At 73.6% G+C, this 18,843-nt stretch carries 13 protein-coding genes; 5 read left to right on the forward strand and 8 right to left on the reverse strand.

Going from position 1 to position 18,843, the window contains the following annotated elements; translation table 11 throughout:
* Positions 1-31: 31 nt before the first annotated feature.
* Entirely contained in the window at positions 32-523 is a 492-nt protein-coding gene (locus tag WME75_RS12180; RefSeq protein WP_437490000.1) for an SMI1/KNR4 family protein, read from the reverse strand.
* A gap of 240 nt (positions 524-763) precedes the next feature.
* Here WME75_RS12180 and WME75_RS12185 point away from each other — a divergent pair, with 240 nt between their 5' ends.
* Positions 764-1,579 carry a uracil phosphoribosyltransferase gene (locus WME75_RS12185; protein WP_437490001.1) on the forward strand — a complete coding sequence of 272 codons (816 nt, stop codon included), beginning with the start codon at positions 764-766 and terminating at the stop codon, positions 1,577-1,579.
* A 43-nt stretch (positions 1,580-1,622) separates the two neighbouring features.
* Here WME75_RS12185 and WME75_RS12190 read toward each other — a convergent pair whose 3' ends face one another.
* Positions 1,623-2,702, reverse strand: coding sequence for a hypothetical protein (locus WME75_RS12190; RefSeq protein WP_437490002.1), 1,080 nt, complete (start codon positions 2,700-2,702; stop codon positions 1,623-1,625).
* Between the two features lie 10 nt (positions 2,703-2,712).
* The gene (locus WME75_RS12195; RefSeq protein ID WP_437490003.1) at positions 2,713-5,562 is read right to left on the reverse strand and encodes a protein kinase domain-containing protein; all 2,850 of its coding nucleotides are present in this window, start codon (positions 5,560-5,562) and stop codon (positions 2,713-2,715) included.
* A 142-nt stretch (positions 5,563-5,704) separates the two neighbouring features.
* On the opposite strand from WME75_RS12195, the gene WME75_RS12200 reads away from it, so the two are divergent.
* Entirely contained in the window at positions 5,705-7,240 is a 1,536-nt protein-coding gene (locus WME75_RS12200) for a hypothetical protein (protein WP_437490004.1), read from the forward strand.
* An 89-nt stretch (positions 7,241-7,329) separates the two neighbouring features.
* Here the strand turns inward: WME75_RS12200 and WME75_RS12205 are convergent, their stop codons facing one another.
* From WME75_RS12205 to WME75_RS12215, 3 genes are all read right to left on the reverse strand, one after another.
* Positions 7,330-8,523, reverse strand: coding sequence for a CaiB/BaiF CoA transferase family protein (locus WME75_RS12205; protein ID WP_437490005.1), 1,194 nt, complete (start codon positions 8,521-8,523; stop codon positions 7,330-7,332).
* A gap of 198 nt (positions 8,524-8,721) precedes the next feature.
* Complete coding sequence (locus WME75_RS12210; protein ID WP_437490006.1) at positions 8,722-9,066, reverse strand: SCP2 sterol-binding domain-containing protein; 345 nt, start codon at positions 9,064-9,066, stop codon at positions 8,722-8,724.
* Between the two features lie 183 nt (positions 9,067-9,249).
* A complete protein-coding gene (locus WME75_RS12215) occupies positions 9,250-10,359 on the reverse strand; it encodes an IMP dehydrogenase (protein WP_437490007.1) in 1,110 nt (369 codons plus the stop codon).
* Between the two features lie 651 nt (positions 10,360-11,010).
* Between WME75_RS12215 and xseA the strand changes: the two genes are divergently transcribed.
* From xseA to WME75_RS12230, 3 genes are read left to right on the forward strand one after another with little or no spacing between them, the layout of a single operon-like run.
* Complete coding sequence (gene xseA / locus WME75_RS12220) at positions 11,011-12,744, forward strand: exodeoxyribonuclease VII large subunit (RefSeq protein ID WP_437490008.1); 1,734 nt, start codon at positions 11,011-11,013, stop codon at positions 12,742-12,744.
* Entirely contained in the window at positions 12,731-13,717 is a 987-nt protein-coding gene (locus WME75_RS12225; protein ID WP_437490009.1) for a shikimate dehydrogenase family protein, read from the forward strand. The genes xseA and WME75_RS12225 overlap by 14 nt, the downstream gene beginning before the upstream one ends.
* Entirely contained in the window at positions 13,714-15,900 is a 2,187-nt protein-coding gene (locus tag WME75_RS12230) for an amylo-alpha-1,6-glucosidase (RefSeq protein ID WP_437490010.1), read from the forward strand. The genes WME75_RS12225 and WME75_RS12230 overlap by 4 nt, the downstream gene beginning before the upstream one ends.
* Positions 15,901-15,924: 24 nt before the next feature.
* On the opposite strand, the gene WME75_RS12235 is transcribed toward WME75_RS12230, so the two are convergent.
* Positions 15,925-16,848 (reverse strand): DUF4123 domain-containing protein, encoded by a 924-nt coding sequence (locus WME75_RS12235; RefSeq protein WP_437490011.1) that lies wholly within the window; start codon positions 16,846-16,848, stop codon positions 15,925-15,927.
* A 282-nt stretch (positions 16,849-17,130) separates the two neighbouring features.
* A complete protein-coding gene (locus WME75_RS12240) occupies positions 17,131-18,777 on the reverse strand; it encodes an oligosaccharide flippase family protein (RefSeq protein ID WP_437490012.1) in 1,647 nt (548 codons plus the stop codon).
* Positions 18,778-18,843 lie beyond the last annotated feature (66 nt).

Here is an 18,843-nt window from a genome sequence, read left to right on the forward strand (position 1 = left end):
CGCCCGCGAGCAGCGCGCCGTGGACGCCACGTCATGTCCAGTGACCCGCGCGGAGGGCCGCGGAGTCGATCGTCTTGATCTTCGGCGCGAGCGTCTCGCGGAAGATGGCCTCGTCGTCGTCGTCGAGGCCGCTCTCTCCGAAGCCGGACGCGACCTCCATCGAGGTCGCGAGGATGCGGAGGAACTGCTGGAAGCTCGACGCGCAGAGCTCCGGCTTGAGCGCGTCGATCCCGGTCATGCAGGTGAACACGGGGCAGTCTCCCTCGGCGTCGAGCTTCGAGATGTCGAGGAAGTAAGGGTCTCCCAGGAGGGCGCTGCGCGCGATGAGGATCCAGCTCTTGCGCCAGCCCGCGAGGGAGCTGTCGCCGCCGCTCGCTTGCTGCTCGGCCGTGAGCTTCTCCGAGGGGATGAGGCGTACGCGCTCGACCGGAGTCACCGTCTCGACATCGAGCGGGTCGGCCTCCTGCAGGAAAGCGCGGTACCTGGCGGGCACGCGCAGCGTCCTGCGCAGCTCTTCCACCACCGCCGGAGCCGCCTTTCCGAACCTCGCGGCGATACCTCTTCGGGTAAAGGCATCCTTGAGCGCCGTAACCGACTCGGCAAGGTCGCTATCCACCGAACATCCCTTCCTTTGCAAGTCCACCGGACAGCCCGCTGAGCGGGCGCCCTCATCGCTTCGAAAACCGCTTCGCTCCCGGGGAGAGCACCGGTGCGCACCCGGAGGAATACCCCGCGCCGGGCCAGGTAGTGTAACAGAAAAACGATGGTCGACGTTGCGTACGCTGAGAGTCGATTCCGGCCCCCCGAAATTGCGCACCGATACGGTCCTGGCGTGCACCTTCTCGATGATCCGCTCGCATGGACTCTGCTGGCTCGCGCGTGCTCCCCGGAAACGGTTCAGCCCGATGTCGGGCGTCTCGTCGGCTTTCTCTACCAGAACCTGGCGCGCGCCGTCCTCGCCACCGAGCTGGAGCGCACCCGCGTCGACGTCCCGACCCGGATGATCTCGTCCCATCCGGAGGCCATCTATCGCGGCGCCGCGCTGTCCCGCGCGACAAAGGTCGTCACCGTGGGCATCGCGCGCGCCGGGACGATGCCCTCCCAGGTCGTCTACGAGCTCCTGAACGAGGTCCTCGACCCCGCGCTCGTGCGGCAGGATCACCTGTTCATGAGCCGGCAGACGAACGAGCAGGGCGAGGTCATCGGCGCGACCTGGCACGACGCCAAGATCGGGCGCGACGTCGAGGGGCGCCACGTGCTCTTCCCCGATCCGATGGGCGCCACCGGCTCGTCGATGGTCAGCGCCCTGACGTATTACAAGACCGCGCTCGAGGGGCGGCCGGCCAAGTGCGTCGCCATGCACCTCATCGTGACGCCCGAGTACATCCGCCGCGTCACCGAGGCCCACCCGGACGCCATCATCTACGCGCTCCGGCTCGATCGCGGCCTCTCGCCGGCGCGCGTGCTCAAGACCGAGCCAGGCACGCACTGGGACGAGGAGCGCGGCCTGAACGCCATCCAGTACATCGTCCCGGGCGCCGGCGGCGTCGGCGAGATCCTCAACAACGCCTGGCTGTGAGCGAGCGGCCATCGCCGCGCCGCGCCGCGCCCGGCGCGCGCCGTCAGCGACCGCGCTTCGAGCGGCGGTTGTGGCCGGCGGCGAGCGCGCGGTAGTCGATGGCGGCGTGCGGCCGGCTCATGGCGGGGCGCAGATCGCTGCAGAGCCGCGTGAGCTCCGCGACCATCGCGCCGAGGTCGCTCGCGCCCGCGGCCCTGCGCTGCGCGAGCTCGCCGTAGGCGGCCTCGAGGGACGCGATGCCCTTGCCCGAGACGTGCCCGCGGCGGGACAGGTCGACGTAGCTCCGCGCGAGCGCGACGCTGTCGAAGTTGTGGGCGACGACAAGATCCTGCGCGACGCGGAGCACGGCGTGCGCGGCGATCCGGCCGTCCTCGTGGAGCACGAAGGCCGCCTGCAGGTAGTTGTAGAAGGGGACGACCCGGTCGCCGAAGATCCGGAAATCCGAGGGGGATGACTGCCGATCGAGGTGGATCAGGATGCGCTCGACGACGGGGCCCTTCTCGACGTAGCTCGCGAACCGGGTCGCATCGAGGATGGTGTCGTCGTAGGCGTGCCCGAGCCGCATCACCTCGCCGAGCTCCAGCGGGGTGACCCTCCCCTCACAGACGTCGGCGTACAGCGAGTAGACGAACGCGTCGGCCTCGGCGTCGTCCCCGAGGAGCACCTCGCGGATGAGCGCGCCGTCCGGGTCGCGCTGGCTCGGGAGCTCGCAGCGGCGCTGGAGCAGCGCGGGCAGCTTGTAGCCGAGCTGCCCGCGCAGCGCGCGGAAGCGCAGCCGGAGGATATTCTGCAGGTTGGGCTTCAGCGTGAGCGACGCCCAGCGCGCGCCGTCGAGCCGCAGCTTCTGCTCGATGCGGGAGCGGAGCTGCTCCGGGCTGCCCGAGAGGATGTGGGTCTCGACGCCCGCGCGGCCGAGCTCGCGCAGGAGCGACCCGGCGCCCGGCACGGTGCGCTTCTGATCGGGCCGCTCGATGGCGGTCCGCACGAGGTCGCGCAGCGTCTCGAAGTCCGTCCTGAGGTAGGTCTTGTCGAGGTCCCACCGCGCGATGAACGGCGCGCGCGCCGCGGGCGCCGCTGCGTTCGCCGGAGATCGGGACCCTTGCGCTCGCTCCTCGCTGTTCACCGGTTCTCGCTCAACGCGCCATCCACTCGCGCCGCATCTTGTCGAGCGACTGCACCACGTCGCTGTCGGCGCTCTGCCGGGCGAGGTCCATCGCCTCCCGGAGATACATCGACGCCTCGCTCGTGCGCTCGCGCTGGTGCGCCACGTGCGCGAGCGCGCCCAGGACGAGCGCGCGGTCGGGGCCGCCGGGGCCGGCGAGGTCGAGCGCCTCGCGCAGCACGCCGTCGGCGTCGGTGAGATCGTCGGCGCGCGCGAGCGCCTCGCCCAGCTTCCGGCTGAAGATGAGGACGGCGCGCACCGGATCGTCGAGCTCGCCCCGGAAGATCTCCCGCCGCGCCAGATCGAGGCCGCGGCGCAGCGCGAGCACGCTGCCGGCGGTGTCCCCGCGCGCGGCCGAGCGATCCGCCGTCTGCTCGAGCAGCATCAGCGCGACGAACGCGTTCTGCGAGTGGTAGGCGTGGATCGCCTGCACCTCGAGCGGCAGCGCGAGCGGGTCGCCCGCGCTATCGAACGTCGCCTTGGCGTGCAGATCGCGCCGGACGCCGGCCGGGATCGTCGCGAGCGTCACGTCACGGAGCAGCGGGTGAGCGGTGCGGATGCCGCTCGCGTGCTCCTCGATCATGCCCGCCGCGACGAGCTTGCCGAGCAGATCGTCGAAGGCGCGGATGTCCGGGAGCAGGCGCTGCAGCGTGGCCCGATCCGCCGCGTCCCCGATGACCGTGAGCGCCTGCAGCGTGCGGCGCGCGTCCTGCGGCAGCCGCTCGATCCGCGCGGCGACCAGATCGGCCATCCGCGCGGGCGGATCGCTGCCCCCCTCGAGGGTGTAGCGGACCAGCTGGTCGATGTAGAGCGGCGGCACCGTCGCGGCCTCGCCGCCGAGGCCGGCCGGGGTCGTCGCGCTCGGCGGCAGGCCCAGCGCGGCCTGATCGGCCGCGCCGTCCGCGGGCTCGCGCCGCGGCGACGGCCGCGCCCCGCCCGTGCTCTGCGGCGTCTTGCGGGCGGCGCGGTGATCGAGGCTCATGCTGCTCCGGAGGAGCGAGAGCGCGATGTCCTTCGGCAGGCCGCCGAGCGGGCGCACGGCCCCGCCCCACTCCGGCTCGAAGCCGGGCGTGTGGCTGGCGACGATGAGCAGCGCCGCGAGCGGCGGCTCCGCGATCACGTCGGCGAAGGCGTTCCGGCTCGCGCCGTCGACGGCGTGCAGATCGTCGACCGCGAGCAATACCCGGTGCGGGAAGGCGGACTGCTGCGCGCGCGAGAGCGCCCAGCGCAGCGCCTCCGCGGCGATGAAGCGGCGATCGTCGGGCGACAGGCCGCCCACGGCCGGCTTGTTCCAGGCGTTCCTGCGCACGTCGGTCGCGCGGTCACCCTTGCCGAAGATCTCGAGCAGCCCGCGTCGCGCCTCCGGCGTCGCGCCGTTCCAGTTCGACGCGTTGCCGCCGTCGGACGGGAGCTCGGCGAGGCCGGCGATCGCCCAGCGGAGCGCGTAGTAGCCGACCTCGGCGCTCCACGGGTCCGGGCCGGTCTGGATCACGATGTCGCCCCGGCTCGCGGCGACGTCGAGGAACTCGCGGAGGAGCCGGGTCTTGCCGACGCCGTGATCGCCGACGATGCGCGCGGCGACGACCGAGCCCTCGACGTCGGCGAGGCAGGCGTCGAGCCACGCGAGATCCTCCTCGCGCGCGGCGAACGGCAGCGGGAGCGGGGGGGCCGAAGGCGCGCGATCGCGCCGCGCGGTCGGGGGCGCCGCGCCCGCCGCGGCGCGCGGCGCCGGAGCCGGCGAGTGCGGCTGCCCGATCCTGGCGCCGCACTCGCCGCAGAACTTCTGGCCGCGCGGCACGATGGCGCGGCAGGCGGCGCAGATGACGGTCGCCTCGGCGAACGAGAAGCGGCCGGAGGGCGTGTCGAACGTCCCGACCGCCGCGCGCAGCGCGGCCGAGAACTCGTCCGCGGTCTGGTAGCGCCGCGCGGCGTCCTTCTCGAGCGCCCGCAGGGTGAGCTCGACGAGCGGCTCCGGGATCTCGCGTTCCGGCGCGATCAGGGCGGGGTCGGGCGGAGGCAAAGAGAGGTGCATCAGCACGACCTGCGTCGGCGACTCCGCCTCGAAGGGGAGCCGGCCGGTGAGCAGCTGGAACAGGATGACGCCGCACGCGTAGAGGTCGCTCCGCGCGTCGATCGGGTCGCCGCGGCCCTGCTCCGGGGCCATGTAGTCCGGGGTCCCGCAGACGATGCCGGGGCTCGTGATGTTCGTCGTCGTGACCTCTTGCTTCATCTTCGCGAGGCCGAAGTCGACGACCTTCACGAAGTCGCCGCCCGAGCGCATCTTCTCGAGCACGATGTTCTCGGGCTTGAGATCGCGGTGGATGATGCCGAGGTGGTGCGCCTCGGCCAGCGCCGCGAGCACCTGACAGAGGACGTCGACGATGCGGCGGAAGGGGAGCGGGCCGTCCTCGTAGACCACGCGGGCGAGGTCGCGCCCGCGCAGGAACTCCATGACGAGGTAGAGCTGCCCGCCGTTCTTGCCGAAGTCGATGACCCCGACCGAGTTCGGGTGGTTGAGGCGGCTCGCTGCGCGCGCCTCGGTGATGAACCGGACCGACGCGCTCTCGTCCCCGAGCAGGTGGGGGTGGATGATCTTGACGGCCACCGTGCGCCCCAGGGCCTTCTGCTCGGCCCTGTACACGCGGCCCATGCCGCCCACCCCGACGAGCTCCAGGATCACGTAGTTGCCTGGGAGCGTCGTCCCGATCAGCGGATCGTCGGACGTCCGGTTGAACTCCGAGATGGGGAAGCCGCAGACCGGGCAGAATTTGTGCGCCTGCTCGCACGGATTCGCGCATTGCGGGCAGACCACTGTGGACACGCGCGGGACCTTACCACGTTCGGGATAGCGATTGGAGTCGCGGTCTCCCCCCGGCCCCTGCGGCCTCGCCGGGAGGGGGGCGGGGGGGCTCGTCCAGTCGTCTGTTAGGTCCTGGATCCCACTTGGGGTAACCTCGGGCGCGATGGTTACGCCTCGCCTACGTCTCGGTCAGCTCCTGGTCGACGCGCGGATGATCACCCAGGACGCCCTCGAGAGGGCCCTGGAGCAGCAGCGCACGGACGGCCGGCGGTTGGGGACACTCCTCGTCGAGCAAGGTCTCATCAACGAAACCCAGCTGACGCAGATCCTGTCCCACCAGCTCGCTGTCCCCTGGGTCTCCCTGCTGCACATCGAGTTCTCGCGGCAGCTGCTCAACCTCGTGCCGCACGACGTGGCCGAGCGTTACTGCCTCGTCCCGATCTACGTGCGCCACGTCCGCAACCAGGGCGAGACGCTCTACGTCGCGATGGACGATCCGACCAACGAGGACGGCATGAAGGAGTGCATGGCGTTCTCCGGCCTGCCCGTGCGCGCGATGATCGCCCCGCCGAGCGACATCCGGAACGCGATCCGGGTCTACTACGGGGCGCGCGCTCGCTCGGTGCCGCCGCCAGCGCCGGCGCAGCCGGCCCAGGCGAACGAGCCTCCGTCGCGGGCGCGCCCGGTCGACCCGCCGCCTTCCTCCGAGCTCTCCGGAGCGCCGGATAGCGCCAGGCACTCGGAGGAGGTGTCGTCGACGCCGGAGCCCTTGCTGCTGACGCGGCCCGCGCTCCGCTCCGGGGCGCGGCTTGTCGATGACGCGGTGCCGGCGATCGAGACCTCCGACATCGACGCCGCAGAGATGGGCGTCATGGAGGACGAGCTGGCGTGGGAGCCGCCTCGCCCCGCGACGCGGCCCGTGGAGCGGGAGATCCGCGAGCGGCCGGAGGAGCGGCAGATCCGCGGGCGGCCGGAGGAGCGGCAGATCCGCGGCCGTCCCGACGAGCGCTCGCGGCCGACGCTGAAGGTCGCGCCGTCGCCCGAGCTGCTCGCGGCGGCCCAGGCGGCGCAGGCCGCGCAGCCGGCGCAGTTCGCGCAGTCGGCGCAGTCGGAGCGCCGGAAGACGCTGCGCCCCAGCTCAGCGCCGGGACCGCTGACGCCGCCCGCCAGCGAGTCGGCGCCGAGCACCGACGCGGCGCCGACGTCGAGCACGCCGGCCGCGGCGCTCCTGGGCGCCGTGCTCGGGCGTGCCAGCGCTGCGGCGCGCACCGTCCCGGAGAGCGCCCCGGACCACGGCGAGGAACCCCCGAGCGAGCGCGAGGTGCGCAACATCCCCGCGCCGCAAGGCCGAGGTCGCCGGCGGATGGTCTCGCTCACCCTCCTCGACGGGACGACGATCACGCTCCCCGCGCGCGGGACCAAGCCCCAGCAGCAGCAGCAGCAGCCGCGGCAAGCAGCCCCGGCGCCGCGGGCCGCGGCCCAGTCCGAGCCACCGCCCCCGCTCACGACGGACGATCCGGGCCTCACCGCGCGCGACCTCGTCTCCGCGCTCCGCGCCGTCTCGCACGGCGCCGACGCGAGCGAGATCCTCGGCAACAACGTGCGCTGGGAGGCGATGTTCGCCGCGCTCCTGTCGCTCTTGCTCAAGAAGCACCTCATCGCCGACTGGGAGTTCGTGGACGAGCTGAAGAAGATCTGACGCGAAAGGAAGTGCGCCGGGCGCCTCTGCGAGCGCTCGGTGCGCGCGTCCTCGGCGTGCGGATCGACCTTCTTCGAGGCGCGCGATCCTCAGCGCGCCGCGCCGGCGCGGATCAGCGCGTCGATCTCGTCGTCCGAGAAGCCCGCGTCGCGCAGGACGGCGCGCGTGTGCTCTCCGGCGCGGGGCGCCGGCGCGAACGCGACGCCTGCCGGCGTGACGGGCGTCCTGAGCTGAGGGATCGGGCCGCGCGGCGAGGCGATCTCGAACAGGAGATCGCGCGACGCGAGGTGGGGATCGGCCGGAGCGCTTCCCGGATCGAGCACCGGCTCGAGGCAGCAGTCGCGCTCGGCGGCGAACGCCTCCCACTCGGCGCGCGTCCTTCCCCGCAAGACCGCGGCGACCTTGCGCTTGAGCGCGGCCTGGTGCGGGCCGGGCACGAGCGCGCTCAGGTCGGGCTCGATCCCGGCGCCGTCGCAGAACGCGACCCAGAACTTCGGCTCCAGCGCGGCGAGGGCCATCGCGTGCCCGTCCTTCGAAAGGTAGGTGTTGTACGGCGCGAGCCCGCCGGTGAGCGGCTCGTCGCCCGCTCCGCGCGCCCCCTCCGCTGCCGCTTCCCTGCTGCGCGCGGGGTCGCCGCCCGCGAGCGCCGCGGCGAGCGTGGGAAGGGCGAAGCCGAGCGCGCCGTCGGTCATGGCGATGTCCAGCACCGCGCCTCGCCCGGTCCGCTCGCGCTCGCGCAGCGCCGCGAGGATGGCGATCGCGCACCACATCCCGCCGCTCACGTCGGCGACCTGGAAGCCAGGCACCTGCGGTGGGCCCTCCGCGGGCCCCTGCGCGCCGAGGACTCCCGCGCGGGCGACGTAGTTCAGATCGTGCCCCGCGCGCGTGGCCAGGCTGCCCGTCTGACCGTAGCCGGTCAGCGCGCAGACGATGAGCCGCGGGTTGTCCGCGCAGAGCGCCGCGTGACCGACCCCGAGCCGATCGAGCACCCCCGGGCGGAACTGGTCGAAGAGCACGTCATACGTCGCGACGAGCCGGCGGAAGGCGTCGCGCCCCTCGGGCTTCTTCAGATCGAGCAGGGCGCTGCGCTTGCCGCGGTTCAGGAGCTGGAACGCCGCGGATTCACCGGCGATCTGCGGGGGGAGCTGCCGGAGGAGGTCGCCGCCGGCGACATCCTCGATCTTGTCCACCGTCGCGCCGAGATCCGCGAGCACGAGGGTCGCGAAGGGGCCCGGCAGGAGCCTCGAGAGATCGAGGATGCGCGTATCGGTGAGCGGGCGCATGGCCTGTCGTTCTTGTGGTGCGCGAGAGAGGGGTCGAGGAGGAGCACCGAAGAAGGCCGGTCGCGTCCGCGCCCACGGCGTGAGGCGGGCACCTCGAGGTCGGGGAGGTGAATGCAGGGGCTGCGACTCACCAGCAGCCCGTCGCCGGCGCCGGGCGCGACGCCGGAAGGAGACGGCGGGGCTCCGCCGACGCCGGGATCAGCCCGCGTTGAGCTGGAACAGCTTCGGGAGCTTCATCGCGAGCATCTGGTTGCCCGCGACCTTCAGCTTGCCCGCGAAGAAGAGCGGCATCGAGTTGGCCTGCGGGTTCTCGTGCAGCTTCTGGAAATCCTCGGTGCTGAGCGAGATCGTGACATCCGCGCCGCCCGGGCTGCCCGAAGCGATGTTGGGCCCGGTGTCGGACAGGTCGATCAGCCATTCGCCGCCACCCTCGCCCGTCACGTTGATCTGGTACTTCCCGCCGAGCTGCTTGGCCGCGTCGGAATTCTTCGCCAGGGCAGCAGGTAGCTCCTCGTTGAACAGTCTCTGGATATCGACGGCCATGGATCGCCTCCGGATCTCGTAGGGGACGTGGTGACTCAACCTCTGGGTACCGGCGCGGTTTACCCGTGCCAGCGCGCGGGCGTCAAGCGAAGCCCGACGCTGGAGCGCGCTCGCATCGCACCGTCAGGGCACGTCTATCGCTATCCCCTTGTCGCGCCGTCAGGACGCGCCTGGTAAGCGTTTTCATGCACGCGCGCGCGGCGCCTGCGCGGCGGGTCGGGGCGCCTTGTCCAGCGCGGATCGGATCGGGACCATCAGCAGGCGATCGATGGCGACGCGCTGATCGGAGGGCGGCGGGCTCTCCGGGATGCCCTGCATCAGCCGGAGATCGCGGAGCGCGCCGCGATCGAGCGGGCCGAGCGACTTCCCCAGCCCGTCGAGCGCGGGCGTCATCGCAGGGAGCAGGCAGACGAGGAAGACCTCGCTCGTGCCCTGACGCACCCACGTCCCCTGGTACACGGCGATCGCCTGCCCGAGCGCCTCCTGGAAGACGAACGCGCGCCACTCGAGCGGCGCGGTCAGATCGAAGACGCGACCGCCGGCGCGGAGCTCCCCGCTGTCGAGGAGGAGCGTCGCGCCGCGCGCGTCGGTCAGGAGAAAGCGATCGAGGCACCCGGGCGAGCGCAGCGTGAGCTCCTCGAGGAGCGCGGCGAGCACCGGGGGGCCGAGCGAGATCGGCTGGCCGTCCGGGCCGATCGCCTCGAGCCCGACGTCGTCGGAGCCCACGACGGACGCGCGGTCGAGCAGCGCGGCGAAGGTGCGGCGCGCGGGGCCGTCGAAGGTGGCCCCGACGCAGGACATCCCGGCGCTGGAGCTGAGCAGGGCGACGATGCGATCCCGGCGCGGCGTCGCGAGGAGCGTCACGCCGAACCGCTCGCGGGTCGTGAGCAGCACGTGCTCCCCGGCGCCGCCCTTGCCCCGGAGCAGCAGCTGATCGCCGTCGAGGCTCAGCCCGCGCCGGCTCGCCTGCGCGGCCGGCAGGAGGTGCCGCCGCCCCCGCGCGAGCAGCGCCACCGCCGCCGCGACGAGGGCGACGGGCAAGAGCGCGCGGACCATCACGCTGCGCGCGGTCGCGACCACCACGAGCGCAGCCACGAGGAGCGGGATCGACCAGAGCCGTCGAGCGCCCACCCCCCGCGACGGCGCCGGGTCGGGAGCGGTCGCGTCGAACCATTGCGTCTCCGGGGAAGGCATCACGGCGTCGTCGCTCGCCGGCTCGCCCGGGCGCTGCGCGGCCGGCCAGCCTGTCGCAGGTGGAGGCTCGTGCGCGCGTGCCTCGATCGGTGGGAGCATGGCGACGGACCCAAGAGGGTCCTTCTGGCCCTTCGCCTCGCGTCCCATCACACCTCCACCCCAGCCGAAAGTTGGGCGTAGAATAGCATTGAGCGGGGCCAGAGCGAGAGGAGACTTTGGGGCGACGCGCTGCGTAGTAGGCAGTGCGCTGACCGGGAACGTCCGGGCGCGCCGGGCTTCGGAGGTCGTCGGTCCGTTGAGCGCGGCGCGTCGCGAGGTGTCGCGCCGCGCTCGGCGGCGCGTCGCGAGGTGTCGCGCCGCGCAGAGCGGCGCGCCAAAGCGCCAGACCGCGCGCCCGTGGCCGACGGCGCGGGCGGCGGCGAGCGACGCGTCATTCTCGCGCGGGAGTCGCGGTGGGCCGCAGCGCTCCGCCGAGGCTCGGCGATGAAGCCCGTGTCGCAGCGACCGGCCTGGAACTCAGGGTGCGAGAGGAGATTCCCGTGAAAGAGGAGGCTCGTCCTGATGCCCGCGACGGCGTGCTCGGTGACGGCGCGCCGTATGCGCGTGATGACACCGCGCGATCCGGACGCCGGTCGTCCACTCGGTGATGGGGTGCGCCACCTGGAGCCTCGTGTTCATCCTCGAGGCCTGACGCAGGATCAGGCCAGCGAGAGTCTTTCCCCAGGCCGAGCAAAAGGGTAGGTCTGCCCTGTGCAGCGCCGCGAACTCACGCCCGAGCTCTCGTTTGCGGCCCTTCCCGCAGCCGAGCCGCGCGAGCTCACGAGCCCGCCACCCTCGCGCCGCCCGAGGGGCGCCGAGCCGGAGGTGGTCTCGGTCGCGGAGCTGGATCGCCGGCTGAAGCGGATCCTCGAGGGGTCGACGGCGGACGTGCGCGTCGAGGGCGAGATCTCGGGCCTGCGCGTCGTGGGCAGCGGTCACGCCTACTTCACGCTCAAGGACGAGAACGAAGAGGCGGCGATCGACTGCGTGATGTATCGGACCGCCGCGCCGCGCGCGCGCAAGCTGCTCGCCGACGGCGCCCGCGTCGTGCTCACGGGCCGCGCCACGGTCTACGTGCCGCGCGGCCGGCTCCAGTTCTGCGCGGACGACGCGCGCCTCGCCGGCCGCGGCGCGCTGCTCGAGGCGCTCTTCCGCCTCAAGGAGAAGCTCGCCGACGAGGGGCTCTTCGCGCCGGAGCGCAAGCGCAAGCTGCCGGTCGATCCTCGGATCATCGGCGTCGTCACGAGCGGCGACGGCGCGGCGATCCACGACATCGTGACCGTCGCGTTCCGCCGCGGCGCCGCCCGGCTGATCCTCGCGCGCACGCCGGTGCAGGGCGCCGGCGCGGGGCAGCGGATCGTGCGCGCGATCGCGCTGCTCGAGGAGTTTCCGGGCATCGAGGTGATCATCGTGGGGCGCGGGGGCGGCTCCGCCGACGACCTCAGCGCGTTCAACGAGGAGATCGTCGTCCGGAAGGTCGCGGCCGCGCGCGTGCCGATCGTGAGCGCGGTCGGGCACGAGATCGACGTCGCGCTGACCGACCTCGCCGCCGACGCGCGCGCCGCCACCCCCTCGCAGGCGGCGGAGATGCTCGTCGCGGACGCGGCCGCGCGCCGCGCGGCGCTGGAGCACCTCGAGGCCCGCATGCGCCGCGCGATGGCCCACCGGCTCCGGGCCGCGCGGGCCGACCTCGACCGGCAGCGCGCCCGGCTCGGCTCGCCCGCGCAGATCCTGGCGGAGCCGCAGCAGCGGATCGACGACGCCGTGGCGAGGCTCCGGCGCCGGATGGAGCGCATCGTCGTCGAGGACCGCGCCGGGCTCCAGCGCCTCGAGCGGAGGCTCGCCGCGCGCCACCCGCGCGCGGTGCTCGCCGGCGCGCGCGGGGCGCTCAGGCCGCTGTCGGTGCGCCTCACCGCGGCCACCCGCCGCCACGTCGCCCTCCTGCGGGAGGGCTTCGCGAGCGACGTCGCCCGGCTCGAGGCGATGTCGCCGCTCCGCGTGCTCGCGCGGGGCTACGCCATCGCGACGGACGCGTCGGGGCGCGCGGTCCGCGATCACCGCGAGGTCGCCCCGGGCGATCCGATCGCGGTGCGCGTTCACCACGGCGCGCTGCTCGCGCGGGTCGTGGCCACGGCAGGACCGGACGAGCCGCTCGTCGAGCGCAGCGCGCCCGCGGCGCCCGCGCCAGCCGCTGCGGCCGCGCCAGCCGCGGCGCCCGCCCCGCCGGCGCGCCAGAGCGGCGGGCCGCGCGCTCCGGCGACCGGCCGCGCGACGAGGCGCGGCAGGGCGCAGCCCGGCGCGCCCGCGTGCGAGCAGCTCGGGCTCGGCTTCGCGGCCGACGAGCGCGCCCCGACCTCCGGTCGCGCGGGCGCCTCCGGCCAGGTCTCGGCGGGGCAGGGCGGAGCAGAGGCCGGCCCGGAGGAAAGGCATCATGTCGAACCCTGAGCGGCGAATGTTCGGTCTGGTCGGGCACCCGGTGGGCCACTCGGTCTCGCCGGCCATGCACTCGGCCGCGTTTCGGGCCCACCACCTGCCCCACATCTACAGCGCGTTCGACGTGCCCACCGGCGCGGAGCTCGCGCGCTTCGTCAGCGACATCCGGAGCGGCCTCATCGCGGGCGCGAACGTCACCATCCCGCACAAGCGCGCGATCATGTCGATGGTCGACGACGTGGACTCGAGCGCGGCCGACGTCGGCGTCGCCAACGTCCTCTGCGCGACCGAATCGCGGCGCGTGGCGGCGCATAACACCGACGTCTTCGCGCTCCGCGACGAGCTCTCGCTGCTCCTGCGATCCGACCCGCCCCAGGGGGACGATCCGGAAGGGCGGCACGGCGCGATCGCGAGCCCGCGGCAGCGCGCGCTGATCATCGGGGCGGGCGGCGCGGCGTTCGCGGCGATCGCCGCCTGCAAGCTGCTCGGCTACCACCTCATCAGCGTGACCACCCGGTCGTGGACCAGCACCGAGGCGATGCTGGAGTCGCCCGCGGGGCAGCGCGCGTCCGAGCTCGGCGCGCTCACGGCCCCCTGGCCGATCCCGACCGAGCGGTCGATCAGCAGCAAGTCCTCGGTGGCGCTGCGGCTCAACTGGAGCGAGTTCGCCGTCGCCGCCGACCTGATCATCCAGGCCACGAGCGCCGGGATGCTCGGGGGGCCGCCGGGCGAGGAGGTCACCAGCATCATCCCGTGGGACTCGCTCTCGCCGAGCGCGTGCCTCTACGATGTCGTCTATAACCCGCCGGTGACGCCGTTCCTCCGCATGGCGCGCGAGCGAGGGCTCCGCGCGTCCGATGGGCTCGGGATGCTGGTCGGCCAGGCGGCGCAGTCCTTCACGCTCTGGACCGGCCTCCCGGCGCCGGTCGAGGTGATGCGCGCCGCCGCCGAGGACTCGCTCAGGAAGGCCACCGGCGGTCGATGAGCTCTGACGGATCCCGGAGGCACGCTCCGCCTCACGACGCGCTCTCGTCCACGCCCGCGGCGTCGCGCGCCCAGGGCGCCGCGCGGGAGCACGCCTCGCCCTGGCCGCACGTCGAGGTGCGCGGCCAGCTCTCGATCGCGCGCAAGGAGTGGCTGCACACGAACGGCGCGGGGGCCTACGCGAGCTCGACGATCGCGTGCATGCACACCCGTCGCTACCACGGGCTGCTCGTCGCGGCGCTCGACCCGCCGCGGCGCCGGCACGTGATGCTCTCGCACGTCGACGCCAGCGTCCGCCCGATCCGGCAGCAGGGCGCGCCGGCCGAGCGCCGGGCGTCGTGGCCGCGGTGGGACCTCGCCAAGCACCAGTTCCCGGGCATCGACCCCGAGATCAGCTCGTTCTACCTCGAGCGCTTCGATCAAGATCCTCTCCCGCGCTGGGCGTACGCCCTGCCGGGCGGCGAGATCGAGGTGACGCTCGGCCTCGTGCGCGGCGAGAACGCGGCCGTCCTGCGCTATGCCTGGAGCGGGGCGGAGCCGGTGATGCTGACGCTGCGCCCGCTCCTCGCCGCCCGCCACATGCACCAGCTGCTCCGCGAGAACGGCGGCATCTCCCAGAAGGTCGAGCTCCGCGCCGGCGCGCCGCGCGGCGCGCCCGGCTCGGGGCGAGACCGCCCGTCGACCGGCGAGGTCCGGGTGCAGCCGAACCGCGCGCTGCCGCGGATCTGCTTCCGGTACCAGGGCACGTTCGTCGGCTCGCAGGACTGGTGGCGCCGCTTCGAGTATCTCGGCGAGCAGGATCGCGGCCTCGACTTCCTCGAGGATCTCTGGACGCCTGGCCACTTCGAGACGGTGATCGGCGCCGAGCCCGTCCACCTGCTCGTGGCGGTGGGCGCGCTGCCCGAGGACGAGCCGGAGGACCTGCTCGCGGCGGCGAGGGCGGCGATCCGCGCCGAGGACCCCGGGCCCCGGCGGCCGCTCCTGGAGCGGCGGCTCACCATCGCGGCCGAGACGTTCCGCGCCGACGCGGCCGCGCGGCCCGGCGTCGTCGCGGGCTACCCCTGGTTCGAGGTGTGGGGCCGCGACGCGCTCATCGCCCTGCCCGGCCTCTACCTGGTGCCGCGCAAGACCGAGGGGGCGATCCGCGTCCTCCGCGCGCTGATCGACGCCATGCAGGACGGCCTCGTGCCGAACCGGCTCCCCGACGCGGGCGAGCCCGCGGAGTTCCACACCGCGGACGCGACGCTCTGGCTGTTCGAGGCGGCCCGCCTGCTCGCCGACGCGATCGGCGACACGCACCCGTTCGTCACGGGCGAGCTGCTCGGCGCGCTGCGCGACGCCTTCGAGGCCGCCCTGCGCGGGACCCGCAACGCGATCCACATCACGGCCGACGGCCTCTTCGCCGCGGGCCGCGGCGGCGAGGGCGCGATGGACGGGCTCACATGGATGGATGCGCGCGTCGCGGGCCGCGCGGTCACGCCGCGCGCGGGCTGCCCGGTCGAGCTCACGGCGCTGTGGGCGAAGGGCTCGGAGACGCTCGCGCGCCTCGCGCGGGCCGCGGGCGACGAGCGCCTCGCGGAGCGCGCGGAGGCGGCCGCGCGCGCGGCGCGCCGGGGCTTCGCCGGCCGTTTCTGGTGCGAGGCGACCAGCTACCCGTACGACGTCATCTCGGAGCACGCGGACGGCGAGGGCGCGTTCCGCGACGCCTCGATCCGCCCCAACGCGGTGATCGCCGTGGCGGTGGATCCCGCCTGCTTCACGCCGGAGCAGGCCGCGTTGCTGCTCGAGCGGGCCCGTCTGGAGCTCTTGACCCCCGCCGGCGTGCGCTCGCTCTCGCCCGCCGACCCGGCCTACGTGGCCCGGTACCAGGGGGTCCCCGAGGCGCGCGACAACGCCTACCACCAGGGCACGGTCTGGCCGTTCTTGCTCGGGTTCTACGTGCGCGCGGCCCGGCACTTCTCCGCGCTCGGCGAGCACGTCATCCCGCTGCTCCACAGGCTGGTCACCTCCGCGGCCGCCAACGAGATCGCGATCGGCCAGGTGCCCGAGGTCGCGTCCGGCGAGCCGCCGCACCACCCCGGCGGCTGCTTCGCTCAGGCCTTCAGCGTGGCGGAGCTCCTGCGCGTGCTCGCCTGGGATCTGCCCGGTCAGGACCCGGGCGGCGCCTCGGGCGCGCCGCGCTGAGCGCCTGGCCCGCGCCGCGCGCCGTCAGCCCTCGCGCTCGAGCGTCGACTCCTCGCGGATCGCCTTGCCGCCCTGCGCGGTGAAGCGCAGCAGCTTGCCCGGATCCTCGGCCTCCAACGCGAAGGCCTCGATCTCCTCGAACAGCGCCTCGATCTTTCGCGGACCGCACGTCGGCAGGAAGCCACGGAGCACGCGCGGGTCGTAGAACCGGAAGTACTGCTGCTTGCCCGTGCCGCTCTCGACCAGGAGGAACCGGCGGAGGTGCTTCCGCACGTCGCCGAACGCGCGGTGGCTCGTCAGGAAGACGCCCCAGCTGGCGCCCCAGCCGCTGTCGACAAGCGCGTCGAGCAGGGTGGACCCGTGCGGGAGGCGCACGAGCGTGGGGCCGACGTCCGCGAGGATCTCGCCCTGGAAGCCGGTATAGAGCGAGGCGGTCTGCTCGCCCGCGTTGCCGAGGAGCAGCCGGATGCGCGGGTCCCGGGCGGCGTCGACCACCGCGAAGAGCGGCGAGCGCTCCTGCCGGAGCCGCGCCCGCGCCGACGCGGTGAACGGCGCGCCCGTCGCGACGAGCTCGGTCCTCCGCGCCCGGCGCGAGGGCGGGGCGGGCCGGGTCGGCGCGCAGCGGCGGTTCGGCTCGCGGCGCACCACCTCGAACAGGGTCGCCCCCGCGCGGATCTCGTCGCCGTCCCGGAGCGACACCTCGCGCGCGCGCTCGCGGTTGACCTGCGTCCCGTTGCGGCTCCCCAGGTCGCGGAGCAGGTAGCTGCCGTCGATCTGCTCGACCGAGAAATGCAGGGCAGAGAGCTCACCGTCGCTCGTGATCGAGAGGTCCGATTCGGGCGCGCGGCCGACGAGCAGCGGGCGGTTGCCGGGGATGTGCGCGCTCTGTCCGGCCATGGGGCCCGAGATGACCTGGAGAACGAATCCTGCTTCCTGGTCTTCGCTCATGGTCGTCTCCATCGCACAAGGCGCCGATCAGGCCGGCGAGTAAGCCTAGAACACCGATCGGCGGGAAATCCACACGAAGCCGGGAACGACAAGAGGCGCGAACGGACGACTGCCCACCTTTCCAGGTTGCCCATTCTTCCAGGCTGCCGGCGCGGATTCCACGTCCGGATCCGCTGTTTGCCGCCCGAGACAGCGACCGTGGACGACCGTGCTTCGAGCGGCCCGGTCGATCGATCGGTTATCCCCCGCGCCGACGCTGAGGGCGCGGGGCTCGCGGGCGCCTCAGCCATGGCGGCTGCGCAGCGGCTCGAGGCGGAGCCAGCGCGCGACGAACGCCCGGTCCTCGGGGGCGAGCACGCCGGTGACCCACGCGGCCACGAGGTAGAGCCCCGCGTAGAGCGGGGCGCCGACCGTGAGGCAGAGCGCGGGGCGCTCGTCGACCGCGCCCGTGACCAGGAACGCGGTGAGCGGCGCCGCGGCGACGAGCGCGGTGGCCGCGACGCGCCCGTAGTGACCCCACGGGAAGACGCCGCGCAGGCCGACGCCGGAGAAGCGCGCGATGGCGGCGACCGTCATGACGATCCCGAGCGCCTGGGTCAGGACGGCCGAGAGCGGCGCGCCGACCATGCCGATCGTGGGGAGGAGGACCAGGTTTGCCGCGGCGTTGAACGCCATGCACAGCACCTGGATCCGCAGGATCATCGATGTCTTCCCGAACGCCATCAGCAGGATGGCGTACGCCGTCACGCGCAGCGGCAGGAGCGCGGAGTAGATGCGGAACGGGACGGCGGCGCCGGCGTAGGCGTCGCCGTAGACGGTGCGCATGAGCGGCTCGGCGAAGAGGAGGAGGAACGCCGCGACCGGGAGCACGATCAGCGTCGTCTTGCGGATCCCCGAGTGCCACAGCGCGATCGCGCTCCTCGCGCCCTCCGCGCGCGTGGACCCATGCTCGACGCGGGCGACGAGGTCGGGGAGCATCGTCGAGGCGACGGAGTAGGCGAGGACGCCCACGAGCGGGACCTCCTGCGAGCCGACGGAGAACTCGGCGTACAGCCCCGCGCTGAAGAAGAGGCCGATGACGAACTTGTCGAGCTTCTGGTTGAAGAGGCCGGCGAAGCGGGTCGCCGAGAGCGGGAGCGCGTAGGCGAGCTGCGCCCTGACGCCGCCGGGGAAAGGGGCCGCGGCGACGTCCCGGAAGAGCCGCGCGTAGAGCCGGTACGAGAGCCCCAGCCGGAGCGCCTGGGCCGCGCACTGGGCGGCCAGGATCCAGATCACCGAGCACCCCAGCGCGGCGGGGACGATCGCGCCCGCGGCGCTCGAGAGCGTGACGAGCAGCGCGACGCCCGCCGACTTGCGGTGGTTGTTCGTGGCGATGAAGAGCGGGCCGAAGACGCTCGCCGGGTAGGCGATCATGCTCATCAGGCCGATGAGCAGGAGGAGCTGCGTGACCCCCTGGCGGCCGTCGAGGAAGACGCCGGGGACGAGGGTGAAGGCCGAGAAGGCGAGCGCGGAGAGGGCCCCGAGGCCGAGCAGGAGGAGCATGCTCTGCCGCACCAGCCCCTTGAGCTCGGGGCGGGTCACCTTGGGCGCGAAATAGAGGAACGACTCCGGCAGATAGAGCTGCGCGAGATCGCGCCCGGTCATGAACAGCATCGTCGCGAACGCGAGCACGCCGTACTCGGATTTGCCGAGCAGCCGCACCACGACGACGCCCTGCACGAGCCCGATGAGCGTGTTCACGAACTGCCCGCCGACGATCATCCCGATCCGGTCGGCCAGCGACGCGCCCTGCGCCTCGGCGGGGGACGGCGCGTCGCTGGCGGCCGGCGCGGTCGGCGCGGCCGGCGCGGCCGGCGCAGCCCCCGTGGCCTCCGGCGCCCGCGGCGGGGGCGCGCTCGGCTCGGCCGGGGGGGGCTGCTCGTCCCGCATGGCGGCTCGGTAGCACATGCGCGGGCAGGAGCCGCCTCCCGCGGCGGCGCGCGGCGCCCTGCTCGG

The organism is Sorangium sp. So ce1014, assembly GCF_051521505.1.
Lineage (GTDB): Bacteria > Myxococcota_A > Polyangia > Polyangiales > Polyangiaceae > Sorangium.